This window comes from Nocardioides gilvus (assembly GCF_003194605.1).
Lineage (GTDB): Bacteria > Actinomycetota > Actinomycetes > Propionibacteriales > Nocardioidaceae > Nocardioides > Nocardioides gilvus.
This window is the reverse complement of the sequence record NZ_QHKY01000006.1, coordinates 166,880-192,646: the sequence shown is the minus strand read 5'-3', so window position 1 is coordinate 192,646 and position 25,767 is coordinate 166,880. Positions and strand designations below refer to the sequence as shown.

Annotated in this window: 26 protein-coding genes and 1 tRNA gene; 12 read left to right on the top strand and 15 right to left on the bottom strand. The window is 69.4% G+C overall.

All coding sequences use genetic code 11. The annotated features are described in order from the left end of the window. The first annotated feature begins 22 nt into the window (after nucleotides 1-22). Nucleotides 23-3,238, top strand: a complete 3,216-nt coding sequence (locus DNK52_RS14990; RefSeq protein WP_110241838.1) for a DEAD/DEAH box helicase — start codon at nucleotides 23-25, stop codon at nucleotides 3,236-3,238. A gap of 53 nt (nucleotides 3,239-3,291) precedes the next feature. Here the strand turns inward: DNK52_RS14990 and DNK52_RS14985 are convergent, their stop codons facing one another. From DNK52_RS14985 to DNK52_RS14965, 5 genes are all read right to left on the bottom strand, one after another. Next, nucleotides 3,292-3,702, bottom strand: a complete 411-nt coding sequence (locus DNK52_RS14985) for an arsenate reductase ArsC (protein WP_110241837.1) — start codon at nucleotides 3,700-3,702, stop codon at nucleotides 3,292-3,294. Beyond that, complete coding sequence (arsB, locus tag DNK52_RS14980; protein ID WP_110241836.1) at nucleotides 3,699-4,823, bottom strand: ACR3 family arsenite efflux transporter; 1,125 nt, start codon at nucleotides 4,821-4,823, stop codon at nucleotides 3,699-3,701. The genes DNK52_RS14985 and arsB overlap by 4 nt, the downstream gene beginning before the upstream one ends. After that, a complete protein-coding gene (locus DNK52_RS14975) occupies nucleotides 4,820-5,176 on the bottom strand; it encodes an ArsR/SmtB family transcription factor (RefSeq protein ID WP_110241835.1) in 357 nt (118 codons plus the stop codon). Before DNK52_RS14975 ends, arsB begins: the two co-directional genes overlap by 4 nt. 97 nt (nucleotides 5,177-5,273) lie before the next feature. Then, nucleotides 5,274-6,875, bottom strand: coding sequence for an ABC transporter permease (locus DNK52_RS14970; RefSeq protein WP_204163568.1), 1,602 nt, complete (start codon nucleotides 6,873-6,875; stop codon nucleotides 5,274-5,276). Beyond that, on the bottom strand, nucleotides 6,872-7,813 hold the full coding sequence (locus DNK52_RS14965; protein ID WP_110241834.1) for an ABC transporter ATP-binding protein: 942 nt from the start codon (nucleotides 7,811-7,813) through the stop codon (nucleotides 6,872-6,874). Before DNK52_RS14965 ends, DNK52_RS14970 begins: the two co-directional genes overlap by 4 nt. A 112-nt stretch (nucleotides 7,814-7,925) precedes the next feature. Between DNK52_RS14965 and DNK52_RS14960 the strand changes: the two genes are divergently transcribed. After that, a complete protein-coding gene (locus tag DNK52_RS14960; RefSeq protein WP_162598798.1) occupies nucleotides 7,926-8,831 on the top strand; it encodes a Gfo/Idh/MocA family protein in 906 nt (301 codons plus the stop codon). Here DNK52_RS14960 and DNK52_RS14955 read toward each other — a convergent pair. Both DNK52_RS14955 and DNK52_RS14950 read right to left on the bottom strand, forming a co-directional pair. Then, nucleotides 8,794-9,882, bottom strand: a complete 1,089-nt coding sequence (locus tag DNK52_RS14955) for an alanine/ornithine racemase family PLP-dependent enzyme (RefSeq protein ID WP_110241832.1) — start codon at nucleotides 9,880-9,882, stop codon at nucleotides 8,794-8,796. The two genes, DNK52_RS14960 and DNK52_RS14955, sit on opposite strands and share 38 nt — an antisense overlap. Further along, entirely contained in the window at nucleotides 9,879-11,066 is a 1,188-nt protein-coding gene (locus DNK52_RS14950; RefSeq protein ID WP_110241831.1) for an N-acetyltransferase DgcN family protein, read from the bottom strand. The genes DNK52_RS14955 and DNK52_RS14950 overlap by 4 nt, the downstream gene beginning before the upstream one ends. Nucleotides 11,067-11,263: 197 nt before the next feature. Between DNK52_RS14950 and DNK52_RS14945 the strand changes: the two genes are divergently transcribed. Beyond that, entirely contained in the window at nucleotides 11,264-12,481 is a 1,218-nt protein-coding gene (locus tag DNK52_RS14945) for a glucose-1-phosphate adenylyltransferase family protein (protein WP_110241830.1), read from the top strand. A 16-nt stretch (nucleotides 12,482-12,497) separates the two neighbouring features. On the opposite strand, the gene DNK52_RS14940 is transcribed toward DNK52_RS14945, so the two are convergent. After that, a complete protein-coding gene (locus tag DNK52_RS14940) occupies nucleotides 12,498-13,103 on the bottom strand; it encodes an RNA polymerase sigma factor (protein ID WP_110241829.1) in 606 nt (201 codons plus the stop codon). A 174-nt stretch (nucleotides 13,104-13,277) separates the two neighbouring features. On the opposite strand from DNK52_RS14940, the gene DNK52_RS14935 reads away from it, so the two are divergent. Continuing rightward, nucleotides 13,278-13,577, top strand: a complete 300-nt coding sequence (locus DNK52_RS14935; protein WP_110241828.1) for a hypothetical protein — start codon at nucleotides 13,278-13,280, stop codon at nucleotides 13,575-13,577. A 124-nt stretch (nucleotides 13,578-13,701) separates the two neighbouring features. Further along, the gene (locus DNK52_RS14930) at nucleotides 13,702-16,044 is read left to right on the top strand and encodes a zinc metalloprotease (protein ID WP_110241827.1); all 2,343 of its coding nucleotides are present in this window, start codon (nucleotides 13,702-13,704) and stop codon (nucleotides 16,042-16,044) included. 44 nt (nucleotides 16,045-16,088) lie between these two features. Here the strand turns inward: DNK52_RS14930 and DNK52_RS14925 are convergent, their stop codons facing one another. Continuing rightward, entirely contained in the window at nucleotides 16,089-16,745 is a 657-nt protein-coding gene (locus DNK52_RS14925; RefSeq protein WP_110241826.1) for a response regulator, read from the bottom strand. Then, the gene (locus DNK52_RS14920; protein WP_239455712.1) at nucleotides 16,742-17,797 is read right to left on the bottom strand and encodes a sensor histidine kinase; all 1,056 of its coding nucleotides are present in this window, start codon (nucleotides 17,795-17,797) and stop codon (nucleotides 16,742-16,744) included. The genes DNK52_RS14925 and DNK52_RS14920 overlap by 4 nt, the downstream gene beginning before the upstream one ends. 222 nt (nucleotides 17,798-18,019) lie before the next feature. On the opposite strand from DNK52_RS14920, the gene DNK52_RS14915 reads away from it, so the two are divergent. Together DNK52_RS14915 and DNK52_RS14910 are read left to right on the top strand one after the other, a co-directional pair. After that, on the top strand, nucleotides 18,020-18,919 hold the full coding sequence (locus tag DNK52_RS14915; RefSeq protein ID WP_110241824.1) for an ABC transporter ATP-binding protein: 900 nt from the start codon (nucleotides 18,020-18,022) through the stop codon (nucleotides 18,917-18,919). Further along, on the top strand, nucleotides 18,916-19,731 hold the full coding sequence (locus DNK52_RS14910) for an ABC-2 transporter permease (protein WP_110241823.1): 816 nt from the start codon (nucleotides 18,916-18,918) through the stop codon (nucleotides 19,729-19,731). The genes DNK52_RS14915 and DNK52_RS14910 overlap by 4 nt, the downstream gene beginning before the upstream one ends. Before the next feature lie 81 nt (nucleotides 19,732-19,812). Here the strand turns inward: DNK52_RS14910 and DNK52_RS14905 are convergent, their stop codons facing one another. From DNK52_RS14905 to DNK52_RS14895, 3 genes are read right to left on the bottom strand one after another with little or no spacing between them, the layout of a single operon-like run. Beyond that, nucleotides 19,813-20,808, bottom strand: coding sequence for an NAD(P)-dependent alcohol dehydrogenase (locus tag DNK52_RS14905; protein WP_110241822.1), 996 nt, complete (start codon nucleotides 20,806-20,808; stop codon nucleotides 19,813-19,815). A 30-nt stretch (nucleotides 20,809-20,838) separates the two neighbouring features. Beyond that, entirely contained in the window at nucleotides 20,839-21,063 is a 225-nt protein-coding gene (locus DNK52_RS14900; protein WP_110241821.1) for a helix-turn-helix transcriptional regulator, read from the bottom strand. A gap of 2 nt (nucleotides 21,064-21,065) precedes the next feature. Then, entirely contained in the window at nucleotides 21,066-21,458 is a 393-nt protein-coding gene (locus DNK52_RS14895; RefSeq protein ID WP_110241820.1) for a hypothetical protein, read from the bottom strand. 132 nt (nucleotides 21,459-21,590) lie between these two features. Between DNK52_RS14895 and DNK52_RS14890 the strand changes: the two genes are divergently transcribed. Genes DNK52_RS14890 through DNK52_RS14880 form a run of 3 tightly spaced genes read left to right on the top strand, consistent with a single transcriptional unit; the run spans nucleotide 21,591 to nucleotide 24,192 of the window. Beyond that, nucleotides 21,591-22,379 (top strand): alpha/beta fold hydrolase, encoded by a 789-nt coding sequence (locus DNK52_RS14890; RefSeq protein ID WP_110241819.1) that lies wholly within the window; start codon nucleotides 21,591-21,593, stop codon nucleotides 22,377-22,379. A gap of 22 nt (nucleotides 22,380-22,401) precedes the next feature. After that, complete coding sequence (locus DNK52_RS14885) at nucleotides 22,402-22,905, top strand: O-acetyl-ADP-ribose deacetylase (protein ID WP_110241818.1); 504 nt, start codon at nucleotides 22,402-22,404, stop codon at nucleotides 22,903-22,905. Between the two features lie 15 nt (nucleotides 22,906-22,920). Further along, nucleotides 22,921-24,192 (top strand): APC family permease, encoded by a 1,272-nt coding sequence (locus tag DNK52_RS14880; RefSeq protein ID WP_204163567.1) that lies wholly within the window; start codon nucleotides 22,921-22,923, stop codon nucleotides 24,190-24,192. Between the two features lie 58 nt (nucleotides 24,193-24,250). Here DNK52_RS14880 and DNK52_RS14875 read toward each other — a convergent pair. Further along, nucleotides 24,251-24,327: transfer RNA gene (locus DNK52_RS14875), tRNA-Met, on the bottom strand. An 88-nt stretch (nucleotides 24,328-24,415) separates the two neighbouring features. On the opposite strand from DNK52_RS14875, the gene DNK52_RS14870 reads away from it, so the two are divergent. Then, complete coding sequence (locus tag DNK52_RS14870; protein WP_110241817.1) at nucleotides 24,416-24,763, top strand: zinc ribbon domain-containing protein YjdM; 348 nt, start codon at nucleotides 24,416-24,418, stop codon at nucleotides 24,761-24,763. On the opposite strand, the gene DNK52_RS14865 is transcribed toward DNK52_RS14870, so the two are convergent. Next, nucleotides 24,750-25,181 carry a DUF6314 family protein gene (locus DNK52_RS14865; protein ID WP_110241816.1) on the bottom strand — a complete coding sequence of 144 codons (432 nt, stop codon included), beginning with the start codon at nucleotides 25,179-25,181 and terminating at the stop codon, nucleotides 24,750-24,752. The two genes, DNK52_RS14870 and DNK52_RS14865, sit on opposite strands and share 14 nt — an antisense overlap. Before the next feature lie 35 nt (nucleotides 25,182-25,216). Between DNK52_RS14865 and DNK52_RS14860 the strand changes: the two genes are divergently transcribed. Further along, nucleotides 25,217-25,750 carry an MSMEG_6728 family protein gene (locus DNK52_RS14860; protein ID WP_110241815.1) on the top strand — a complete coding sequence of 178 codons (534 nt, stop codon included), beginning with the start codon at nucleotides 25,217-25,219 and terminating at the stop codon, nucleotides 25,748-25,750. The last annotated feature ends 17 nt before the right edge of the window (nucleotides 25,751-25,767 follow it).

Sequence of the window (25,767 nt, the reverse complement as noted above, 5' to 3'; positions counted from 1 at the left end):
CAGCCTTGACGACGTGCGAAGGGTGACGATCAGCGATGCGATGCTCTTCGCTGCCTTCGACCCCGGCACGATCGCTCGCGGACGCTCCTACGCGGCTTCGCGCCGCGTGCTCTCCGCCGAGTTGGCCGAACCTGACGACGGGTCACTGGAGATCACCGGTCTCGTGACCGGCAGCAGGCGTGCCCCCTACCGCGCCGAGGTCTGGATCAACGAGTCCGGTATCAGCGCCCGGTGTGACTGTCCGGTCGCCCTGCACTGCAAGCACGCTGCTGCGCTGGTCCATGTGGTGCGTTCGGCCCAGTCACTGCAGCCGGTGGAGGTGGCTCCACTGTGGCAACGCAGCCTGGACCAACTCCTGGCACCGCTCGAGGAGTCAGCAACTGGGTCAGCGACTGAGTCAGGGCCGCGCAAGAAGTTGGCCCTGCAGTTCGAGATCCCGGTGCCGAGTCGTCGCCGCTACCGCCTCCACCCCGAGGCCGGCCAACGGCTCTGGCTGCGGCCGATGCGGCAGGGCGCCCGCAACAACTGGATCAAGACCGGCATCACCTGGGCAGTCGTCGAGGCTGCGCAGTACGACGAGGTCCACGACCTCGACCAGCTGGCGGTCCTGAGCCGCTTCCTCCGCGCCGTCCCCGGCGGGGTCCCCCGCGACGTACTGGACCTCACCACGATCGGGCCACAACTCCCCGCACTGCTGCTCGAGGCCCAGGAAGCCGGCATCCCGCTGCTCGGGGGCGAGCGCCTCTCCAGCGTCGAGGTCGCCGCTGACCCGGTCGAGGCCGTGCTCGACGTCGTCGCGGCCTCGGACGGCACGGACCTGCGGCTGGGCGTCTGGTTCGACGACGAGTTCCGCACCCGCGACGACTTGTTGCTGCTCGGCCGCCAACCCCACACCGCGGCCCTGATCGCCCCCACCCGGAGCAACTCCACCGCCCTCCACCCGAAGTTGCGTCTGGTGCTGGCACCGTTGCAGCGCAGGTTGCCGGAGTCGCTGCTCCGACTGCACCAGCGCGGTGACACGATCGCCGTACCCACTGCTGATCGCGCCGCGTTCGAGGCCGACTACCTGCCGCGACTGCGACAGCAGGTGCCCATCACCTCCTCCGACGGATCGCTGGCGCTCCCCGAGGAGCATCCGCCGCGCCTGGAGGTCGTGGTGGGCTGGACGGGCGTGACTGCTGAGGTCGCTTGGCAGTGGCGCTACGCCGGTTCCACCGATTCCACGTTTGGAATCGACAGCAGCGAGCGGGCCCCCGCCGTACGCCGTCCCGTCACCGAACGCGTCCTGTTCGCCGCGGCCACCGACTGGACGCACCTGCAACCGCGTGTCTCGTTGGGCGACCTGGCCGCGCTCGACTTCGTCAACGACGATCTGCCGGGTCTGCTGGAGCACGACGGGATCGACGTGGTCGAGACCGGTGAACGCCCTGACTTCCGCGCTGCAGTGGAGGCCCCCACCATCGAGTTCACCACCATCGAGGAGCCTGATCCGGACGGATCCACCGACTGGCTCGATCTCCAGGTGGTGATCGGCATCGACGGCCAACAGGTGCCGCTGTCGGAGGTGCTGGCTGCCCTGACCATGGGACAACCCCGCCTCGTGCTGCCCACCGGACTGCACCTGAGCACTGACCGCCCGGAGTTCCGCCGACTCGCCGAGTTGGTGGCCGCCGCCGCGGAGATCCGCGCCGGGCGCGACGACGGACTGCGGGTGGCCCAGCGCGACCTGAGCACGTGGGCCGAGCTAGCCGAGCTCGGTGTGGTCGACGCGCAGGCCGCGAAGTGGGTGGAGGCCGCCCGGGCGCTGATCGGTCACGAGACGTTGCCGCACGTCGATCCGGTGGGGCTGACCAGCACCCTGCGTCCGTACCAGCTCGAGGGAGTGCGCTGGCTGGTCCACCTCTGGCAGCTCGGGCTCGGCGGGATCCTGGCCGACGACATGGGGTTGGGCAAGACCCTGCAGACGCTCGCGTTGATCAGCCACGCCCGCGCCCACGGAGCGGCTCCGTTCCTGGTCGTCGCCCCGACCAGTGTGATGACCGCGTGGGCCAGCGAGGTGGCCCGCCACACCCCGGGACTGACCGTACGCGTCATCGACGCCTCCGCCGCTCGGCGCAGCGAGTCCTTCGCCGATGCCGTGGCGGGTGCTGACCTGGTCGTCACCTCGTACACCCTCTTCAGGCTCGAGGCGGACGCCTACAGCAGCCGTGCGTGGGGTGGGCTGGTCCTGGACGAGGCGCAGGCGATCAAGAACCACCAGAGCAAGACCTACCAAGCCATCAGGACCCTCGACACTCCGTTCCGGCTCGTGGTGACCGGAACCCCGTTCGAGAACCGTCTCATGGAGCTGTGGTCACTGCTCTCGGTGGCCGCCCCCGGGCTCTACCCGTGGCCGCAGAGATTTCTCGAGCAGGTGGCCCGACCGATCGAGAGGCAGGGCGACCAGGCCGTGCTGGAGCGATTCCGGGCACGGATCCGACCCTTCGTACTGCGCCGCACCAAGGACCTCGTCGCCTCCGATCTGCCCCCCAAGCAGGAGCAGGTCCTGGAGGTCACCCTCAACGAGAAGCACCAGAAGCTCTACGACACGTGGCTGCAGAAGGAACGCCAGTCGATCCTGGGCCTCGTCGACGACTTCGACAACAATCGGATGGCGATCTTCAGCGCCCTGACCCGTCTGCGCCAGCTCAGCCTCGACCCGGCGCTCCTCGACGAGGCCCACGAAGGGGTCGGCTCGGCCAAGCTGGACGTGCTGGTCGAGCACCTCGTCGAGTTGGCGGCCGAAGGACACCGGGCCCTGGTCTTCAGCCAGTTCACCGGCTTCCTCAAACGCGCCCGCACCCGGTTGGAGGCCGAGGGCCTGACCTCGCGCTACCTCGACGGTGCCACCCGCAACCGGGGTGCCGAGATCGATGCGTTCAAGGCCGGCGACGGCGACGCGTTCCTGATCAGTCTCAAGGCTGGCGGGGTCGGGCTGACGCTGACCGAAGCCGACTATGTCTTCGTGCTGGACCCGTGGTGGAACCCGGCTGCGGAGAACCAGGCCGTCGACCGCGCCCACCGGATCGGCCAGGACCGCCCGGTGATGGTCTACCGGTTGGTCGCCGCGCAGACCATCGAGGAGAAGGTGATGGCGTTGAAGGCTCGCAAGGCCGAGCTCTTCGCCTCCGTCTTCTCCGGCGAGGGTGCGGTGGGCACCGGGATCGACGCGGACGACGTACGGGCGCTGTTCCACTAGGCCGTTCCCGGGGCCGTTTGCGGGGCCGTTCCCGAGCCGTCCCTGGGCTGCCCCTAGACGGTGGGCACGACGATCTCGGCGAGCAACGCCTGGACCCGGGCCTCGATCTCGTCACGGATCGGACGGACTGCGTCCACCCCCTTGCCCGCAGGGTCGACCAGCGCCCAGTCCTCGTACCGCTTGCCCGGGAAGATCGGGCAGGCGTCACCGCACCCCATCGTGATCACCACGTCGGAGGCGGCCACGTCCTCGGTGAGGAGCTTCGTCGGGACCTCGGCGGTGATGTCGATGCCGACCTCGGCCATCGCCTCGACGGCGGCCGGGTTGATCGTCTCGGCTGGCGCGGACCCGGCCGACCGCACGACGACCCGGTCGCCACCGTGGTGGCGCAGGAAGCCGGCGGCCATCTGGGAACGTCCGGCGTTGTGGACGCAGACGAAGAGGACCTCGGGAACGGTGGTCATGATGATGTCCTTGTGTCGGTGGGTGCAGGGACGGATGCAGGTTGAGGGAAGTAGCGACGTCGGGCCCACAGTGAGACGTAGACCAGACCGACCAGGACAGGGACCTCGATGAGTGGCCCCACCACCCCGGCCAGGGCTTGTCCGGAGGTGACTCCGAAGACGCCGATCGCCACGGCGATGGCGAGCTCGAAGTTGTTGCCGGCGGCGGTGAAGGCCAGCGAGGTGGTCCGTTCGTAGCCCAGGCCGATGACCCGGCCCAGGGCGAAGCCGCCGATCCACATCAGGGTGAAGTAGGCGAGCAGCGGCAACGCGATCCGGGCCACGTCGAGCGGCTGGTTGGTGATCGCGTCGCCCTGCAGCGCGAAGAGCACGACGATCGTGAAGAGCAGCCCGTAGAGAGCCACCGGGCTGATCCGCGGCAGGAAGGTCTCCTCGTACCACTCCCGTCCCTTGGCGCGTTCGCCGAAGGTGCGGGTGAGGAAGCCCGCCACCAGCGGGATGCCGAGGAAGACCAGGACGGACTTGGTGATGTCCCAGGCCGAGACGTCCAGGCTCTCCCCGACACCGAGGCCCAGCCAGGTGGGGAGCAGATCCAGGTAGAACCAACCGAGCAGCCCGAACGCGACGATCTGGAAGACGGAGTTGATCGCCACCAGCACGGTGGCGGCCTCACGGTCTCCGCAGGCCATGTCGTTCCAGATCATCACCATCGCGATGCAGCGCGCGAGTCCCACGATGATCAGACCGGTGCGGTACTCGGGCAGGTCGGGCAGCAGCAGCCAGGCCAGCGCGAACATGAGCGCCGGGCCGAGGATCCAGTTGAGCAGGATCGAGCTCCACAACAGGCGCTTGTCGGCCGTGACGTGGCCGAGTTCGTCGTAGCGCACCTTGGCCAGCACCGGGTACATCATCACCAGCAGACCGAGGGCGATGACGATCGAGACGTTGCCGATCTCCACTGCCGCCAACGCCGCGTCCAGCCCCGGCACCAGGCGACCCAGGCCCAGACCGATGACCATCGCGAGGCCGATCCACAGCGGCAGCAGCCGGTCCAGGGTCGAGAGACGTTCGAGACCAGCGCTCTGGGCGGACGGTCGGGCGGGAGGGGTATGGACACTCATGCCAGGACCGCCGTGTCGAAGAGGCTGCCGACCGCGGCCATGGCGGCGGGTCGTGCCGAGTAGTAGACCCAGGTGCCCCGGCGTTCCCGACCGACCAGGCCCACGTCGTGCAACACCTTGAGGTGGTGGCTGATCGTGGGCTGCGACAGGTCGAAGGAGGGCAGGAGGTCACAGACGCAGGCCTCTCCGCCTTCGTGGGAGAGGATCAGGGACATCAGGCGCAGCCGAGCCGGGTCACCCAGTGCCTTGAGGAGCGGAGCAATCTTCTCGGCCTGCTCGACGTCGATCGGTTCCGCTGCCAGGGACGTGCAGCACTCCAGCGCTTCGTCGGGCGCACACTGTGATTTCGACATGCGTCAATATTGACACTGCTCGAAGCAAAAGCCGACCCGGCGCCGGTGAACGGTCAGTGAACAGATCGAGCCCCGGGCCCTGCACCGGGACCGACGCTCAGTCCACGTCGCGACGCCGGAAACCGACGAAGCCGACGGCAAGCAGCAGCGTCGCGATCGCGCCCACCACGGCCAGACCGACCCACTCCGGATCGGCCAGCACGACGATCGGCGCGTGCCGCAGTGGACTGATGTCAAGGGCCCAGTCGGGTAGCCGAAAGGTGGGGCCGAGCAGCGTGATCCCGAAGGTCGCCACCACCGCGAGCCATGCAACCAGGCGTGCGCTGGGTGCAGCGCCGACGGCAGCCACCGCGACACCCACGAGGAGCCACACCGCCGGGGTCATCACCACTGCCTGGGCGATCACGTCACCGGCGGCGATGGTGTCGTCCTGTGCGTGGGCGACGAGCCCCAGGCAGAGACCGGCGACCAGGAGCGCGAGGGCTGTGCCCACCAGGGCGACGACGACGTTGCTGGCCAGGTACGCGGAGCGGCTCAACGATCCGGCCAGGAGCGGCTCCACGCGATCGTTGACCTCCTCGGCGTGCACGCGAAGGATGACCTGGACGCCCATCGCCGCAGCCACGATCGCGATGACCTGCAGGATCGTGGCCAGGAAGACGAAGGACAGGTCGCTGGGGGTCGCACCGGCCGCCAGGATCGCGGCCACCACCGGGTTCGCCTCGACCAGGTCGGCGGCGGAGTCCGCGAGGTTGCCGAGGAGCAGACCCAGGGCAGCGAAGGCGATCAGCCAGGAGACCAGGGTGCCGGCGTGCAACTTCCAGGCCAGGCCCCACACCGTGCGAGCCACACCGGCCCCGGAGGGCCCGGGCCGCTGGGCCAGCATCCCCTGGCCGAAGTCGCGTCGCGCCTGGAGCCAGAAACCGACGGCGACGAGGAGCACGGCCACCACGACCGCGAGCAGCAACGGCCACGCGTTGTTGTCACCTGCAGGGCGGGTCCGGTCGAACCAGCCGAAGGGGGTGAGCCAGTCCGCCCAGGCCGGGGCACCGCTGGATCCGACGTAGCCGCGCACCACGTAGCCAACACCCAGGACGGCGATCGCCAAGGTGGAGGCAGCTCGGGAATCAGCTCCCAGCTGCGCGGCAATCGCGCCCACCCCTGCGAACACCAACCCCGATGCGGCGAAGGTGCCGGCCAGGACCAGGGTGGCACTCATCCCGCCTCCACAGATCACGGTGAGCCCGAAGCACACGACCCCGAGTGCGAGCGAGGCGCTCATCGCCATCGCGACCGCGACGGCCAGTCGCGACTCTCGGGCGATCACCCCGGAGGCGATGAGTTCGGCACGGCCCGAGTCCTCCTCGGCCCGACTGTTGCGGACCACGATCAGGATCGCCATCAACCCGGCGAAGAAGGCACCGAGTTGACCTGCCCGCCACGCGTTGAAGCCGTCCGCGGTCATCAGGTCCCGCGGCGGACCGAAGACCAGGGAGAGGGCGGGATTGGCGCCGATGGCCATTGACAGCTGCGCCCGCTCACCGGGGTGGGGGAAGACCCACACGTAGGCCAGGATCGAGGAGGCCGAGAGCGCCGAGATCAGGACCACCCAGGGGGCGATGTTGCGGGCGTCCTGGTGCAGCGACACCTTCAACAGCGCTCGGGTGCCGGTCAGTCGATGGGCGAGGCCAGTGATCACGGCCCCGGCTCTCGGTCCGACTGGCCGGCATCCCTGTCGTAGTGCCGGAGGAAGAGGTCCTCCAAGGAGGCCGGTGTGACGGTGAGCGCCGTCATCTCGTGGGGCACGAGCTGGGCCATCACCGCGTTGACCCGGGCCGGTTCGACGGTCGCGATGAGGTGACCGTCCTGGTCGAGGTGGGCCTCGTGCAGTTCGGTGAGACTGTCGAGGTGGGCCGGCGGCCGCGCCAGTCTGACGCGAACGGTGATCCGACTCTGACCCCGCAGATCGGCCAGGCTCCCGGTCTGCACGATCTTGCCCTGCCGGATGATGCTGACCCGATCGGCCAGCGCCTCGACCTCACTCATGATGTGGCTCGAGAGCAGGATGGTGCGGCCCTTGGCCTTCTCCTTCGCGATCTCTTCCCGGAAGACGGCTTCCACGAGGGGATCCAGCCCGGAGGTGGGTTCGTCGAGGATCAGCAACTCGACGTCGGCGGCCAGGGCGGCCACGATGGCCACCTTCTGCCGGTTGCCCTTGGAGTACTGCCGACCCCGTTTGGTGGGGTCCAGCTCGAACCGTCCCAGCAGGTGAGCGCGACGATCCGGGTCGAGGCCGCCGCGCAGGTGGCCGAGCAGGTCGATGGCTTCACCGCCGGACAGGGTGGGCCACAGCGTGACGTCTCCCGGGACGTACGCCAGCCGACGATGCAGGGCGACCACGTCGCGCCACGGGTCGGCGCCGAGCATCTCCACCGTGCCGGCGTTCGCGCGCAGCAACCCGAGGAGCACACGGATGGTGGTCGACTTCCCGGATCCGTTGGGCCCGAGGAAGCCGTGCACCTCGCCGCGCGCGACTTCGAGGTCGAGGTGATCCAGGGCAGCGAATGAGCCGAACTTCTTCACCAACCCCACGATGCGGATCGCGGGGTCGTCGCTGGGTCCGGCACTCTTCGTCACGATCCGCTCCTTGGCGTCTCCAGCCAGAGTACGCAGTCCGGGCCGGTTGGCGAGCCCCTCGGCGCATCGGCGTCCTCCGCCCCGCGACCTCCCGGGCCAGTACGCTCGACCGATGCCCCTCGACTCGACCCCCCTCCCCCCGTCCTCGCGCCTGCGCGTCGGCGTGGTCGGCACCGCGCACTGGGCCCGGGAGGTGCACGCCGCCGGAGCCGTCGCGGCAGAACGCGCCGAGCTGGTTGCGGTCTGGGGCCGGAACCGGGAGCGGGCCACCGCGTTCGCGCAGCGCTACGACGTCACGGCCGCCGAGTCGTTCGAGGATCTGCTCGACCGGGTCGACGTGGTGACCTTCGCGGTCCCGCCGCAGGTCCAGCCGGCGCTGGCCGCGACCGCCGCCCGCGCAGGTAAGCACGTACTGCTGGACAAGCCCGTGGCGACCACGCTGCGTGAGGCCGAGGACGTCCTTGCTGCCGTGCAGGCGGGGGTCGTACAGGCGACGACCTTCTTCACCCGACGCTTCGTGCCCGAGTTCGAACAACGGATCCGGGACGCCGCCACGCAGTCGTGGAGCGCCGCCCGGGTCACCTGGTTCGCCGACTCGTACGCTCCCGGCTCGCCCTACCGTGACTCCGTGTGGCGCGCCGAGCCGCTCGCCGCCCTCTGGGACCTCGCACCCCACGTGCTCTCGCAGCTGATCCCGGCGCTGGGTGCGGTGGAACGGGTCAGCGCCGCACGCACGACCCACGGCGTCGACCTGCGTACCCACCACGCGGGCGGTGCCCACGCCGACATCTCCGTCTCACTGCGCTCCCCCACGTACGTCGACGAGTTCCGTCTCCTGGGGCCGGACGGCACCGAACTCGTCCTCGACTTCCCCGCCGTCGACGCGGTCGAGCCGTTCGCCCGCGCCCTGGACGGACTCGTGGCGCGCTCCCAGGGCCTCGACGTCAACTGCCCCGCACCGTTGGAGTTGGGTGTGGAGGTCACCCGGATCCTGGCCGAGGCCCAGGCGTCGTTGTGAGCTCGACGTACGGGGACGTCATGGCCCGGAGCAACGCGGCGTAGTCGAGGCCGAACGCGACCTCGTCGCCCACCCGCAGTGCCACGTCCCCGGCGTCGAGGACCAGGTGGTCACTGCTGGCTCCCAGCAGGCGCAGGCCTTCCGGCAGGAGCAACCCGTCCGGGTCGACGTCCTGGCGACCCAGAGCCAGGATCACCTGGTTGACCGAGCCGGCGTGCGCCCACGGGTCCGCGGCCACGACTCCGAAGGCGCCCTGGGCGATCACTCCCCACGGCAGGGACGGCTTGGTCTGCACCTCGATCACCTCTGCACGCAGCACGAACGCGTCGTTGCGGAGCCCAGCCACGGGCGTACGACGCAGGGGCTCGATCCCGAGCAGGATTGCCTCGCCCAGCCTCAGGTCGTTGACGCGTCCGGTGTCGGAGGTGACGAGCGCCCAGTCCAGATTCGCGGAGTTGCCGCCGCTGATCGTGGTGAGCCGGTGCCCGACGGCCTTCTCGACCTGCTCGGCGAGCGAGGAGAGGTCGTCCATCTTCAGCTGGTCGGGCACGACCCCGCTCCGGCACGCGAGGTTGGTCCCCACACCGACGAGTCGCAGGCCCGGCAGTGCACTGGTGTGACGCGCCACGTCGAGCAGTCGGTGCGCCGGGATCCCCTCACGCAGGTCACCCAGCTCGACCATCAGCAGCACGTCGTGGACCGTGCCCGACGCCGAAGCTGCCTCCGACAGGGCCCTCAGCACGACGGGTTCGGTGTTGAGGCTGGTGGTCGCGGACTTCACGACCTGCGCGGCCTGGCTGAGCATCGGCGAACGGATCAGCGTGAGCGGCGCCGTGGTGCCGGCCTCACGCAGACGCACGAGGTTCTCGCAACGTGAGTCACCCAGGCCCGACACGCCGCCGGCGAGCATCGCTTCAGCGAGTGCGGGCGCGCCGAGGAATGCCTTGGTGACTCCGGTGACAGCGACGCCGCGCGGGGCGAGCAGTGCGACGAGGTGTCGGGCGTTGTGCGTGAGGGCCGCGAGGTCCGCGACCAGTCGCGGCGCACTCACCTCGTGGCAAGCGCGCGACCCTCTTCCGCCTCCGAGATCCCTGCGGGCAGGGCGAGCTGGGGCAGGGCAAGCAGGACCATGTCGACGAGCTCGCTCAACGGGCGCGTCAGGGGGTCGGTCGCGGGCAGGCCGAGCTCGGCGGAGACCTCGTCGATGGCCGCGCCGATCTCGTCGGGGGCCATCTCCTCGTGGTTGACGGTGATCCCGATGACCGTCGTGTCGGCGAACGCCTCGATCAGCGCCACCTCGGAGGCCACGGTCGGCATCTTCACCATCGGGAAGTCGCCGAGCATCACCCGGCGGGGGGCGTGCTGCACGATGACGCACTCGGGGCGGCTGCCGCGCAGGATGTGCGCCGAGGTCAGGTACGCCGGGTGGCTCAGCGCACCCTGGCCCTCGACCACGATCACCTGCGGGTCCTCGCCGCGGAAGGCGCGTACGACCTGGTGCTCGACCTCGCCTGAGCAGAACTGCGGGACGAGGGCGTCGAGTGCCACGCCGTACTTGCCGCCCTGGATCAGGTTGGTCTGGCCGGTGCCGACCATGACGGCGCGGATGCCGTACTCGTTCAGCGCCTGCACCAGCAGCGTCGCCGTGGTCCGTTTGCCGATCGCCCCGTCGGTGCCCAGGATCGCGATCCGCGGGCAGGTGACGGAGAAGATGTCGCCGGAGAAGAGGTGCAGGTCCTTCTTCGGCGCCGGGCGGCGGACGTCGGTGATGGTCACACCGGCGATCAGCGCTGCCGCCACGAATTCGGGGTCGTCGTTGAGGAACTCGTGCAGGCCGTTGATGATGTGCATGCCGCGGCTGATGCCGTCGAGCAGCACCACGCGTTGCGCGTCCGAAAGCAGGCCGTCGGCCGGGGCGACGCCGCAGATCAGGTAGTCCGGGACGTGGCCGGCGTGCTGGATGGCGGTCGCGAGGTCGCCGAGCACCGGGATCCGGTTGGGCTCGGAGTCCAGTACCGTCCCGGAGTCCTGCCCCGCGTAGCGGCTGTCAAGGACGCTGAGGATCTCGTACTTCTCCGAGTGCCGGACCAGCCCGTTGGCCGTCTTGCCGTCCTGCTCGCCGAACTGGCCCTCGCAGTAGACGACGGCGGTCGACCCGGTCGGCAGCGAGGCGTGGGCCTGACCCTGCTGCGAGGAGGGCGAGGAGAAGCGTACGGACGGGATGCGCTCAGGCATGACTGACTCTCTGAAGTGCTTCAGAGGAGGCGGCGACTTATTCGGATCGGGATCGATGATCCCGGTCTCCACAGAAAGAAGTCTTCCCTGATGGTCGACACGATGCCGACTGCTCCTCCGGACATTAGCAGCGAACCAAGGCGGTTTCCGCGTCGTCGACGAGCGTGAGTGGGCCCCCGGCTGGGTAAGACCTTGGCATGCGACTCCCCCACGTGCTCGGACTGGTGCAGGCCGGCGGCGCCGGTGGACGAATGGACGTGCTCACCATGGAGCGCGCCAAACCCGCCCTGCCGTACGCCGGTCACTACCAACTGCTCGACGTCTCCCTGTCCGCGCTGGCTGCCTCGGGCATCGACGACGTGTGGCTCTCGGTGCAGTACCAGGCCGGCTCCCTGGAGGAGCAGGTCCGCAACGGTCGACCCTGGGACCTGGACCGCAGCGTCGGGGGTCTGCGGTTGATCCCACCGTCGCAGGGTGGCTCGACCCATGAGGAGGGGATGGCCGCGGGCAACGCGGACGAGTTGTACGCGCTGCGCGACCAGCTGCGGGCCAGCGACGCGGAGCTGGTGCTGGTGCTGAGCGCGGACCACATCTACCGCCTCGACCTTGGAGAGGTCATCGAGACCCATCTGGCCAAGCAGGCCGAGGTCACCGTGGTCACCACCGACATCGGGGACACCTTCGCCGAGGATCCCGGCGACCACGGGGTGGTCCAGGTCAACCGTCTCGGGCGCATCACCGAGGTCGAGTACAAGCCCGAGAAGCCGCGAGGCAGCCTCGTGGTCGCCGAGATCTTCGTGTACGACGTCGCGGTGCTCGTCGAGGTGCTCGAGGAGTTGCACCGCGAACTCTCCGACGAAGCCGAGGACAGCGGGCTCGGGGACTTCGGGGAACACCTGCTCCCCCGGCTGGTGGCGCGCGGGAAGGCGTACGCCCATCACCACGCCGGCTACTGGCGCGACCTGGGCCAACCGCACCACTACCTCAACGCGCACCTCGAACTCGTTGACCGCGGCCTCGACCTCTTCGACGGTGGGTGGCCACTGCGCACCTCCCAGCCGCAGGGGCCTCCGGCCCGGGTGAGCGCCGGCGCAGAGGTGGCCGACAGTCTCCTGAGTCCGGGATGCACCGTCGCGGGCACGGTGCGGCGCAGCGTGCTGGGTCCCGACGTGGTGGTGGAGGAGGGAGCCGTGGTGGAGGAGTCGGTCCTCATCGAGGGGGCGGTCGTACGGGCCGGGGCGCAGGTGCGGCGCAGTGTGGTGGACGCGGGGAGCGAACTGGCCGACGGGGCCATCGTCGGCTCCGCCGACCTGGACCTCGCCGATCCCGACGCGGTGGTGCTGGTGGGTCGCGACAGCCGGGTCAGTACGTCGCTGCCCGCGGGAGCGAGGTTGGCGCCGGGGACGACGGTCTGACGCGTCCTCGACCCGCTCATGCTCTCCACTGCTCGGTGCGGCAGGAGTCACCACTCGCCATGAGTTGCTGCACGGGCGGGGTGCGGCGCAGACGCTCCAGGGCCCGGGTCCTGGTCGGCCCGATCGCACCGACCGGGATCCCCATCACGCGGCTGATCTCGGCGTACGAGAGCGGAGGGTCCTGGGCCAGCAGCGCCAGCAGCCGCTGCTGACGCGGGCTCAGGACGGCGAGGCAGAGCGTCAGCGCGGCATGCCGCTCGTCCCTCACCAGGTCGGCGTCCGCGTCGTCGAAGGTGAGGAGTCGCGAGGTCCACCAGTGATCCTGGAAGTCGGCAGGTTGCGTGCGTCTCTGCTCCCTCGCCTGTCTCACCGCTTCCCGCCTGGTCGTTGTGATCAACCACTTCGGAAGGGCTCGCGGCTCACGGATGTCGCCGAGGTGCTCGACCAGGTGCAGCCACACGGTCTGGGCCAGGTCCTGCACCTCGGGCGGGGACAGCCGGTAGGGCAGTGCCACCGTGACGAGCAACGGCATGTACCGATCGACTATCTCGCTCCACGCGCCCTCGTCGCCCTGCCCCGCGGCAGCCACCAGCACCGTGACGTCAGATCGATCCGCGTCCATGCCAGTCCTCAGCCCTGCGCAGCGACACACGTCGGGGGAAGGTCATCTCGTGAGGCGGGGGCAGCCACATTCCTGCCTCTCCAGTTGACCACTCATGGCAGACCTGCGACAAGAGTGGAATAGTGATTTGCGAGCGTGCCCAGCGGATCAGTCGACGTGGGGAGGCAGGGGCCGATGACCACCATCCAGGTCTATCTGGAGGAGGGGTTCGACCACGATCGCGTGGTGGTCACCTCCAGCGACAGCCAACACACCGAGCCCGACGTGACCACGCGCCACCAGGTTGGCCTCGCGTCAGTCGTCGAGCTGGACTCCGCACCCGGCGCCCCGACGACCGTGCGGATCGCCCTCCCGGAGCGGGGGCTCACCACCGAGCTCGAGATCGACCCGGCAACCACCCCGTACGTACGCGTGAACGTCACCGACGGCGCTCTCCGGGCGGTGCCGCAACCGGCGCCCCCGATGTTTGCCTGACGCCCGCGTACGACCGGACCCAGCGACGCCTGAACAAGGTCACTGACACAAATTGGTCAGTATCTGGCCGCACCCCGAGGACTCCGGACTGGTGAGAAGGACTGCCACCAGCGAAGGAGCCACCATGTCCATCGATGTCGAACGATCGTCGGGCCACAAGTCCGACGAGCAGTACCGCAGCGCGCGGAACGCGACCGCAGAGGTCACCGACGTGCCCGAACTGCTGTCCGAGGGATACGACCTGCCCGACTCTGAGGAGGCACGTGGACGGACCCCGTTCCCCCGTCTGCCAACCCCCATATCGATCCCGCCGTTCCTGCTGCGACGCTCGGGCGTCTATCGCCTTGCTCGTCCGATCGTGCTGCCACCCCAGCCTCGCGTCCCCACCCCAGTCCCGACGCCGATCCCCATCCCACCGATCGACCTCCCGGGCGCGCCTCACGCCGGAAACGGGCATCTGGCACCGGGCACCGGAGCCGCACCGCACCCGGAGGAGGATCACGCGGACGCCGCCGCCGTCGGGCCCGTTCTGCCGCCGATCACGCCGCTCTTCGGCACCGAGGAGCTCCGCGTCGACGTGGACGGGGTGAAGCCGACGATGACCGTCAGCGGGACCATCACCCGCCTCTTCGGGGGCCGGCTCACCTGGATCGCCCGGGTCACGCAGGATCCCGCCACCGGCGCCTGGATCGGGCCGATCAGCTATCGCGACGGCACCACGTCGCTGCGCCCGCAGGCCACGGTGTCCGTCAAGTTGACCGGGGGCCCGTTCCTGCCCACGAATCGGAGGGCGACCGCCACGTTCAGCGGCGGGACCGGCTCCACCGTCACCTACACGTACGGCTACCAGAAGGCTGCCTTCCGTGACGTCGCGTTCGAGTACGACACGGTCAGCGACGCCACCGCGGTGACCTCGCACAACCCGACGAGCCACCCCAACCACGCCCCCTCCTCCCCCACCTCGATGCTGACGGTGGAGAGCGCGTACTCCCGGCTCGGGTTCGCCGTGACGAAGACCGGTGGCGACTCGGTGATCCCCGTCCCGCCCGGCACCGCTTGGTCCGACCAGGAGATGCACGACGCGATGCAGGCGCACTGGTCGCGGTGGGCCGATGCCCCGCAGTGGGCGATGTGGGTGCTCTTCGCGCGACTGCACGACATGGGCACCTCGCTCGGCGGGATCATGTTCGACGACATCGGGACCGCCCAACGCCAGGGCACGGCCATCTTCAGTGACTCCTTCATCTCCCAGGCCCCTGCCGGGGAGGCGAACCCGGGCCCATGGGTCGAGCGGATGAAGTTCTGGACTGCGATGCACGAGATCGGTCACGGCTTCAACCTCGCGCACTCGTGGCAGAAGTCGCTGGGCACCTCGTGGGTGCCGCTGGCCAACGAACCTGCGGCGCTCAGCTACATGAACTACCCGTACAACTACCCCGGTGGTCTTGACGCCTTCTTCGCGGCCTTCGACTACGGCTTCAGCCAGGACGAGCTGTTGTTCCTGCGGCACGCGCCGGAGCGGCTGGTCAAGATGGGCGCGGCACCGTGGTTCGACCACCACGGCTTCGAGCAGGACGCGTACGACCACCTGATGGCGGCCGCGACCGGACCGCTGGAGCTGGATCTGCGGGTGCACCGCGAGCCACGCTTCGAGTTCCTTGAGCCGGTGGTGATGGAGCTCCGGCTGAAGAACGTGAGCTCCACGCCGACCGTGGTCGACGAGCACTCACTGGAGGGCGACGGACTCTCGATCGTGGTGGCCAGGGACGGAGGCGAGACGAGGCGGTGGTTGCCGTTCGCCCGCTATTGCACGGCCCCCGCACCACGAGTGCTGCAACCCGGCGAGGCCATGTACAGCTCGATCTTCGTCTCAGCAGGGAGCGGGGGGTGGTTGGTGACCGACCCGGGCACCTACACGGTGTACGCCGCGACCGAGGCAATTCCGGGGACGGGTGCCTTGAGCAAGCCGCTCAGGATCGTCGTCGAACGTCCCGCCAGTGACGGGGCGGAGCGTCTGGCCGGAGAAGTGTTCACCCAGGAGGTGGCGCACGTGTTGGCCTTCGGCGGGTCACGCGTCATGGAGTCGGCCAACGACACACTGCGCGAGCTCTCCGAGAGGCTTCCTGAGTCGCGTGCAGCCGTCCACGCCAACGCTGCCCTCGGTGCGCCGAAGGCGAACGACGGCAAGGTGCTCATCGTCGATGACTCCGGTCAGGAGACCATGGCCGTGGTGCCTGCCCAACCCGACGAGGCGAACGAACTGCTCTCCGCATCACTCGACGACTTCGACCGGGCAGCCGACGCGCTCGGCCACATCGCCGTGACCGAGCAGACCCTGCGACTCGCCTCCGTCCTCGAGGACGCGGGCGACGCCTCGGCCCGCAGTGATCTGCTGAGCGAGTCCGCCGACGCACTGGCCCGACGCGGGGTTCTGCCGGGGGTGGTGGAGGAGCTGCGGTCGCACTGACGTCCACATCGGGCGTACCTTGACCGAGGTTCGCGGTCCGGTCTCTACTCCCGGACCCGGCCGGTCTCGTAGCCCCACATCGCGACCTCGACCCGGTTACGGGCGCCGAGCTTGGTCATGAGGCTGCCGATGTGGGTCTTCACCGTGCTGAGGCTGATGTGGAGCTCGGCGGCGATCTCGGCGTTGGTACGACCCCGCGCGACGGTGAGCAGCACCTGTTCCTCGCGTTCGGTGAGCGGGTCGAGGGGTTGGGCGGGAGGAACTGCCCGGCCCGTGCCCGCGAACGTCGACAACAACCGGCGGGTGATGCCGGGAGAGATGAGCGAGTCACCTCGGGTGGCGGCCCGGATCGCCTCGCTGAGCAGTGCGGGTCCGGCGTCCTTGAGGAGGAAGCCGGTGGCGCCGGCCGACAGCGCACCGTGCACGTACTCGTCCAGGTCGAAGGTGGTGATCACGACGACGGCGACCGGGTTCTCGACGCCGGGCCCGGCCAGCAGGCGGGTCGCTTCGACCCCGTCGAGGACGGGCATCCGGATGTCCATCAGGCACACGTCGGGACGGAGCTCGCGGGCCAGCCGCACCGCTTCCTGTCCGTCGCGTGCCTCCCCCACGACCTCGATGCCGTCCAGGGTGCCGAGGATGAGCCGCAGTCCGGTGCGTACGAGATCCTGGTCGTCGGCGACCAGCACCCGGATGCTCACGCCGACACCCGTCGCGGCAGTGTCGCGCTGACGGCCCAGCCGCGACCGGGGCAGGGACCTGCGTGGCACGTCCCACCCAGGAGCAGTGCGCGTTCCACCATCCCGGTGAGCCCGAACCCCGCTTCCTGGGCAGGGTCGACCGGGCCCGGATCACCGTCGTCGCGGACGACGAGCTTGACCGTCGACTCCTCGCCGGTGACACGTACGTCGACCAGGGTGGCGTTCCGGGCATGCCGCAGGGCATTGGTGACCGCCTCCTGAGCGATCCGGAAGACTGCGGCGTCGATCGCCGCCGGGAGCCCGGCGAGGTCACCGGAGGCCCTGACCTCCACCCGCGGCCCGGCAGGCGAGGTCCCGGCCAGCCGCTCCAGGTCGGCCACACCGGGCTGCGGGGCGTAGTCGACGGGCGCCTCCTTGCGCAGGACTCGCACCATCGCTCGCATCTCCGCGAGCGTGCGCGTCGCCTCACCCTCAATCACCTCCAAGGCCTGGAGCGGCGCCGACGGGTTGGTCGCCGCGAGAGCGCGCCCCGCCTGGGCCTGGATGGCGATGGCAGAGACGTGGTGGGCCACCGTGTCGTGCAGTTCGCGCGCCAACAGGACCCGCTCCTCCGACTTCACCTGCTCCATCCTTCTCTCCCGGGCGCCGCGCTGGGAGCGCACGGCCAGTCCGAGGGCAAAGGCGGATGTCAGGACCCCGAATCCGCCGATGGCTTCAGCCAGCCCGCTCCAACCGACCCAGAGCGCCAGGGTGGCAGGGACCAGGATGATAGTCAGGCCCACCGCCGCCTCCCGTCCTGAACCCCACCGGAAGAGTGAGTAGGCCAGCACCAGGAAGTAGATCATCGTGTAGATGTCGAGCGCTGGTGCGTCGGATGCCATCAGGGCAAGGTCCACGACCGTGATCACGCCGAAGACGGTCGCGACCACTGCGAGCGGGTGGGTACGGCGCCACAGCAGCAACGGCGCCAGTCCGACCGTCAACACCACCGACAACCCCGTTAGCGGCATGTGTTCGCGCAGGACAACTTCCAGCACCGCGGAGATCGTCACGACCGCCACCAACGCCCAGTCCCGCCATACCCGAACTGGTGGGGCCGAAGGCCGGGGTTCCTCCAGCAGGGACCTCAGTGCGTTGCTCACCCCCGCAGCCTAGGGATTGAGCGCCGCCAGCGGACCGACCGAAAGTACGACTCGGCCCAGTGCTTTCGGTCAGGGACAGGACTGGCCGTCGGACCGATGTGCGCACGACGCGATGTCGCGAGGGTTGAGCCCATGATCACAGTCGAGTCCTTGACCCGGAGGTACGCCGGCTTCACCGCCGTCGACAACGTCTCCTTCACCGCCCGGCCCGGCCGCGTGACCGGTTTCCTCGGTCCGAACGGTGCGGGCAAGTCCACCACGATGCGGGTGATGGTCGGTCTGACCGCCCCGACATCCGGCTCCGCGACCATCAACGGGGAACGGTTCGCCGGCCTCCCCAACCCCGGCCTCGAGGTGGGCGTCCTGCTGGACGCCTCAGCGCAGCATGCCGGTCGCACCGGCCGCGAGATCCTCGCGGTCGCCGCCGCCACGATGGGCCTGCCCGGCTCTCGCGTCGACGAAATGCTCGAGGTGGTGAGCCTGACACCCACTGAGGCCAAGCGCCGGGTGCGCAACTACTCGCTCGGCATGCGCCAGCGACTCGGTATCGCCACGGCACTCCTGGGAGACCCCCAGGTGCTGATCCTCGACGAGCCCGCGAACGGACTCGACCCCGCCGGGATCCGGTGGATGCGCGACCTGCTGACGGAGTTCGCCAGCCGGGGCGGCACGGTGCTGCTGTCCTCACACCTGCTCCACGAGATCGAGGTCATCGCCGACGACCTGGTCGTCATCGGCAACGGCAGGATCGTCGCGTCCGGCACCAAGGAAGAGCTCCTCGCTGCCGCCGGCACGCTGGCCCGCTCGACTGCACCGCGCGACCTGGCCCATGCACTCGAGCAGGCCGGGATCCCCAGCACGCTCGCCGGGGACGGCTCGGTCCGTACCGAGGCCGACCCCGCTCAAGTCGGGGCCGTGGCTCTGACCGCCGGCATCGCCCTCACCGAGCTCCGGTCCGCCGAGGGCGCCGGGCTCGAAGACATGTTCCTGTCGCTCACTGCCGACACCCAACGCGAAGGAGTTGCGGCATGACCGCCACGATCGTCCCACCGACCACCACCACGAAGTCCGTACCGGTCCGCCGGGCCGTCCGTCCCATCCCGTCAACTCGGCTGGTCAAGGTCGAACTCCGCAAGATGTTCAACACTCGCTCGGGATTCTGGCTGCTCATCAGCATCGGCGTCCTGTCGCCCATCGCGGCCGGGTCGGTCGTCATCTTCGCTCCCGACAGCGACGTCACCTACGAGAGCTTCGCGAGGGCGAGCGGGTTCCCGATGTCGGTGATCCTGCCGATGATCGCGATCCTGGCCGTCACCAGTGAGTGGAGCCAGCGCAGTGGGCTCACGACCTTCACCCTGGTGCCGAGCCGCGGACGCGTGATCGGCGCCAAGGCCGTCGCGACCCTCCTCGTGGGCCTCGGCTCCGTGGCCGTCGCCTTCGCTGCGGGCGCCCTCGGCAACGTGGTCGGCTCCGCACTCGCCGGCGTCGACACCGTGTGGAACATTTCGATGCCCATGGCGCTCCAGATGGTGCTCGGCAATCTGGCCGGCATGGCGATCGGCTTCACGCTCGGCGTGCTGCTGAGGGCCTCGTCCGCGGCGATCGTCGGCTACTTCGTGGTCTCGTTCGTGATGCCCGGCATCCTGTTGTTGCTCGCGTCGGTGCGGGAATGGTTCCTGGACCTGCAGCCGTGGGTCGACTGGAACTACACGCAGGTGGAACTCTTCGAGGGCGCCACCAACACCGGCGAGGAGTGGGCGATGCTCGCCTCGACCACGATGATCTGGATCGTCATTCCGCTCGTCGTCGGGTTGTTCTTCCTGCGCCGCTCCGAGGTCAAGTAGTCACACGGGGGCAACGGTGTCCGGAACGAGGACGCACTGGCACTGAGGCGCCCGCAGCCAGGCCGATGAAGCCGGAGGAACTCACCGCTCGGGGCCTGGATCGATCGTGATGACCACGCTCCCACGCTTGCGCTCCGTGTCGACGTACCTGTGCGCTTCGGCAGTCTCCCCAAGCGGATATGTGCGGTCGATGACCGGCCGGTAGTCGCCGGATTCCACGAGGGAGATGACGTACGCCAGGTCCTCCGCAACCTTCGCCAGCGGGCGGAGGCCGGTGAACGCGATCGAACCGCGCCGACGCTTGCTGCGGGAGGTGAGGAGCGTACGAGCCAAGATGCCCAAGGACGGGACAGTGGTGAGATACCGGCCCGTCGGGGTGAGCAACCGCTTGCACCTGGCGTACGAACTCTTCCCGACCGCGTCGAAGACCACGTCGTACGTCTTGCCGGAGCGCGTGAAGTCCTCCCGGGTGTAGTCGATCAGGTCGTCCGCGCCGAGTGATCGCACCAGGTCATGGTTCCGTCCGCTGCTGACGGCGGTGACTGTGGCGCCGAGGTGCTTCGCCAACTGCACGGCCGCGCTCCCGACGGCCCCGGAGGCGCCGGAGGCGCCGTTGACCAAGATGTGCTGCCCTGGCTGCAGGTCGGCGTGGTCCCTGAGGAAGGGCAGGGCGGTGAGTGCGCCGTCAGCGACTGCGGCGGCTTCCGCCCAGCTGACGTGATCCGGTAGGCGGGTGATGGCAGCGTTCTCGGCGACGCAGACGAACTCCGCCAGGGCACCGAACCGCGGACCGACCCCGCCGACCACCAGGTCACCGACCGCGAACCGCTCGACGGCGGCACCGGTCGCCACCACCTCGCCCGCGACCGCGGAGCCGAGGATCTCGAAGCGGGGCCTAAGCGGCCCGAAGTAGAGCCTCGCGAACCCCTTCCCCTGCCGACCGGCGGTCTCCGCCGAGGTCACCGTGGTGGCGTGGTTGCGCAGGAGGATCTCGTGCGTCTGAGGGGCGGGTGTCGGCACGTCCTCGAGGTGCAGGACCTCCGGGGAGCCGAAGGTGTGATGGACGATGGCTTTCATGGCGTGCTCCTGCGGTGGCCCGGGCGGTGGTCAGCTGTCGGTGTCGGGGTACTGGAACGCCGCCTCGAGCGGCACGCCGAACACCCGCGCGATCTGGAAGGCGGTCTCGAGACTTGGCGAGTACCGGCCCTGTTCGATGGCGATGATCGTTTGTCGGGTGACGTTCACCCGCTCGGCGAGCTCGGCCTGCGTCATCTCGCCGTGCGCGAACCGAAGTGCCCGGATCGAGTTGCTGACCTTCGTCTGTTTGGCCACGCTCAGAAGCCCCGTCGGTAGGCGACGATCCGGACCAAGGATTCCGTGACGGCCGACAGGACGAACGCCAGGTACAAGGTGTTCGCGATCCAGAACTGGTCGACCCGCAGCATCGCCAGGGCGAGCGGGATCACGGTGAGGGCACTCATCACGATGAAGGCGACACGTCCGCCGACCCGGCCGACCTCCTTGTCCCGTTCGTCCTTCTTCTTCGGCTGTGGTGCAAGGAGTGCGTTGAGGACGATGCCTGCGCCGATCGCGATCAGCAGCGGCCAGACGTAGTCGATCTCGCTCACTGGCGTGTCCGGCACCCGGGAGAGCACGACCGCGAAATAGACGACCGGGACGACTGCCGCCACGAGGCCGTAGACCCACGCTCGCTGCTCTTCATTCATCCCGGGCACTCCTGGCAGATGTAAGAAATGTTTTACACTTCGAACTTAGGGCAAAGGCACGGAGCGTGTCAACAATTTTTGACACCCACGTCATGACGGGCACGCACCGCCTCGAGGTGATCGAATGGGCCCATGCCCGAACTCCCCCCGCTACTGCTCCTGCACGGAGTGATGATGTCCGCCAACGCGTGGGACCAGGTCGCTCCCCTGCTCACCGATCGCTTCGACGTGCTGATCCCCACCGCTGCCGGACACCATGGCGGGCCGGTGCTGACCGGTCGCGCGACCGTCGCCGAGCTGACCGACCACACCGAGCGCTACCTCGACGGCCTCGGCCTCGACACCGTGCACGTGGCGGGCAACAGTCTTGGCGGCTGGATGGCGGTCGAGCTGGCGCGGCGCGGCCGCGCACGATCGGTCTGCGGCCTGTCCCCCGCCGGCTTCTGGGACCCGGGTGCCCCGGACCACTCCCGCTCGAGGGCCCGGCTCCGTTTCGTACGCAACCTGACTCGGGCAAGCGCCCCCGTGTTGCCGCTCGCCATGCACTCGGCGCTGATTCGCCGGCTCAGCATGCGCGACGTCGCCGCCCACGGTGAGCGCCTCAGCCCGCGAGAAGCGACCACCCACGCGACCGACCTGCTGCACTGCACCGCGGGCCTCGACATCTTGGCGACCGATGAGTTCATCGCCCCCCTCGACCCGCTCCCATGCCCGATGACGTTCGCGTGGCCCGAGCGCGACCGGATCTTCCCGCAACACATCAACGGTCCCCTCGCCACCCGGATCGCACCCGGGGCCCGGCACATCGTGCTCCCCGACACCGGTCACGTCCCGATGATCGACGACCCCGAGTTGTGCGCCCGGGTGATCGCCGAGTCCGCAGGCGCTCAGTCCACAGGGACCCAGTCCACAACCGGCTGATCCCGTACCCAGGAGGAGAGACGTGCCCGAACCCATCGCCGTACGCGATGACATCACCGCCCAGGCGGTCGACGCCGTCGTCAACGCCGCCAACAACGCGATGCGGGGAGGCGGCGGGGTCGACGGGGCGATCCACCGCGCCGGTGGACCCGCAGTGCTGGCCGAGTGCATCGAACGCTTCCCCGACGGGCTCGCCACCGGCGACGCCGGGTGGACCACCGCCGGCGACATGCCAGCGCGCTGGGTGATCCACACCGTGGGTCCGGTCCACGGCCGCGGCACCCGCGACCAGCTGGCCTCCTGCTACCGCCGCAGCCTCGAGGTCGCCGACGAGATCGGGGCGCGTACGGTCGCCTTCCCGCTGATCAGCGCCGGGGTCTACGGCTGGCCGCTGGACGACGCGATCCGGGTCGCCGTCGAGACCATCCGCACCACCCCCACCGCAGTGACCGAAGCCCGGATCGTGGCCTTCAGTGACTCGACGCACCGAGCGGTGCAGCGGGCACTGGACAGCCAGATCCTCTGAGGGACCGGGACGCCCGTGACCACGTCGCCCCGACAACCGCACCTCTCCCGCAGTCTCGGCACCGGCGACGCCGTGGTCATTGGTCTCGGCTCGATGATCGGTGCCGGCGCCTTCGCTGCCTTCGCCCCCGCTGCCCAGGCCGCCGGAGCCGGCCTGCTCATCGGCCTCGGCATCGCCGCCGTGGTCGCGTACTGCAACGCCACGGCGTCCGCCCAGCTCGCCGCGCAGTACCCCACCTCCGGTGGCACGTACGTCTACGGCCGAGAGCGCCTCGGTGAGTGGTGGGGCTTCCTGGCCGGGTGGGGGTTCGTCATCGGCAAGACCGCCAGCTGCGCGGCCATGGCTCTCACCTTCGCCGCGTACGCCGCCCCCGCGGCCTGGCAGCGTCCGGTCGCCGTCGCCGCGGTGGTGGCGTTGGCCGCGGTCAACTACCGCGGCATCACCCGCACCGCCGGTTTGACCCGCGTCATCGTCACCGTGGTGCTGCTGGCATTGGCAGTCGTCGTGGCCGCCGGACTCATCAGCGCGGATCCCGACCTCGACCGGGCCGCCACCGTCATCGATCCCGAGGGCGGCTGGTACGGGGTGCTCCAGTCCGCCGGGCTCCTGTTCTTCGCGTTCGCCGGGTACGCACGCATCGCCACTCTGGGCGAGGAGGTCCGCGACCCGGGACGCACCATCCCCCGCGCCATCCAGATCGCCCTGGCTCTGGCGGTCGCCGTCTACGCCGTCATCGCCGTCACCATCCTCAGCGTCCTCGGCCCAGACGGGGTGGCCGCCACGTCCGCGCCACTGGCCGCCACCGTGGACGCCAGCACCTGGGACTGGGCAGCACCCGTCGTTCGGGTCGGTGCCGCGGCCGCCGCCCTCGGTGCGCTGCTGGCCCTGATCGCCGGAGTGGGACGTACGAGCCTGGCGATGGCACGCGAGGGCGACCTGCCGTGTTGGCTCTCCGCCGTGCACCCCCACCATCGAGTGCCGCACCACGCGGAGATCGCGCTCGCCGCCGTGGTCTGCGTCCTGGTCCTGACCGTCGACCTGCGGGGCGCCATCGGGTTCTCGTCCTTCGGGGTCCTGCTCTACTACTTCGTCGCCAACCTCGCTGCCTTCACCCAGGGCGCCGATCAGCGCCGGTTTCCCCGTGCTCTCCAGATCTTGGGCGCGGCCGGCTGCGCCGTCCTCGTGGCGACCCTGCCCGTCACCGCCGTGATCACCGGGCTGGCGGTGATGGCCGTGGGCGTCGCCTACCGACTCATACGACGTCGGCGTACGCCGGCTCCGCGCTGAGCGATGCGGAGAGCAAATGCGATCAGGCCCGGAATCCTTGGATTCCGGGCCTGATCATTGGTAGCGGGGACAGGATTTGAACCTGTGACCTCTGGGTTATGAGCCCAGCGAGCTACCGAACTGCTCCACCCCGCGTCGCTGAAATGAACCTTACGCGGCTCACCCAAGAAGGGCGAATCGACCCCGGCCGTACGCCCCCGAGCGCCGTCCTAGAATCGCTCCCATGTCCGAGACCCTGCCCCCGTGCCCCGAGTGCGCCAGCGAGTTCACCTACGAGATGGGCGACCTGCTCGTCTGCCCCGAGTGCGCCCACGAGTGGTCCCCGGTCGAGGAGGCCGAACTCGAAGCCGCGTCGGTGATCAAGGACGCGGTCGGCAACGTGCTCGTCGACGGCGACACCGTCACCATCGTCAAGGACCTCAAGGTGAAGGGCGCCTCGGGCTCGATCAAGGTCGGCACCCGGGTCAAGGGCATCCGCATCGCCCAGGGTGTGGGCGACCACGACATCGAGGGCAAGGTCGACGGGTTCGGCCCGATGCAGCTCAAGTCCAGCGTGGTCAAGAAGGTCTGAGACCGGTTGCCCGCAGCCGCGTGGTCATCTCGTACTCCTTGGCCGGGCCGGTGGCGTGCCATCGCACGCTCCACTCCCCCGGGCCTGCGAACTGCACGAACCCGCGATAGGTGTCGCGCCCACAGGGGTGTTCCACCTCGGAGCCCGGCTGCCACGGGTGGAAGTCCCGACCGTCCTCGAAGGTGACCACCCATCCCTGGTCGCGCGGTCGTAGGAAGAGCACCCGGCTGATCGGGATCTCGACTCCGGCGCGGGTCATCGTGCCCTGCTCGGCCCACCGCACCCCGCCGTCGACCTCGAGGGTGAACTCGGCGGTGCCCACGACTCCGATCACCTCGTCGGCGAGGTGATCAGTGACCACCCGGTCGAATTCCCACCCGCCGAGCAGTGCCCGCGGGTCAGTGGTCACGTCGGTCACGGTTGCGAGACTATCGCCCTCGCTACTCTCGACACATGCAGACGTTCCTCCCGTACGCCGACTTCGAGGCGTCGGCGCGCGTCCTGGACGCCAAGCGACTGGGCAAGCAGCGCGTGGAGACGATCCAGATCGTGCGGGCCCTGACCCGCAGCGACTACGGGTGGGGCAACCACCCGGCCGTGCTGATGTGGAAGGGCTTCGAGGAGGCGCTGGGCACGTACGGCCTGGTCTGCTGCGCGGCCTGGACCGACCTCGGCTTCGCCGACACCTGCGCTGCCACGATCACCGCTGACCTCGCCGATGCCGGGATCACCGACTTCCGCGACCAGGCCGAGCTGGCCCGGGTCGGCGCGCTGCCGCCCTGGTTGGGCGACGAACCCTTCCACCGCAGCCATCGTTCCTCCCTGCTGCGCAAGGACCCCGAGCACTACCGCCCATTGTTCACCGACGTGCCCGACGACCTCGAGTACGTGTGGCCGGTCCGTTCGGCCGCCGTGCTGGAGCGGGAGCGACGCCGCGCTGCCAGTGCCGCACGACGCGCCGAGCCCCGGCCACCGCGCGTGCGGTGACCGGGGCTCGGCTGTAC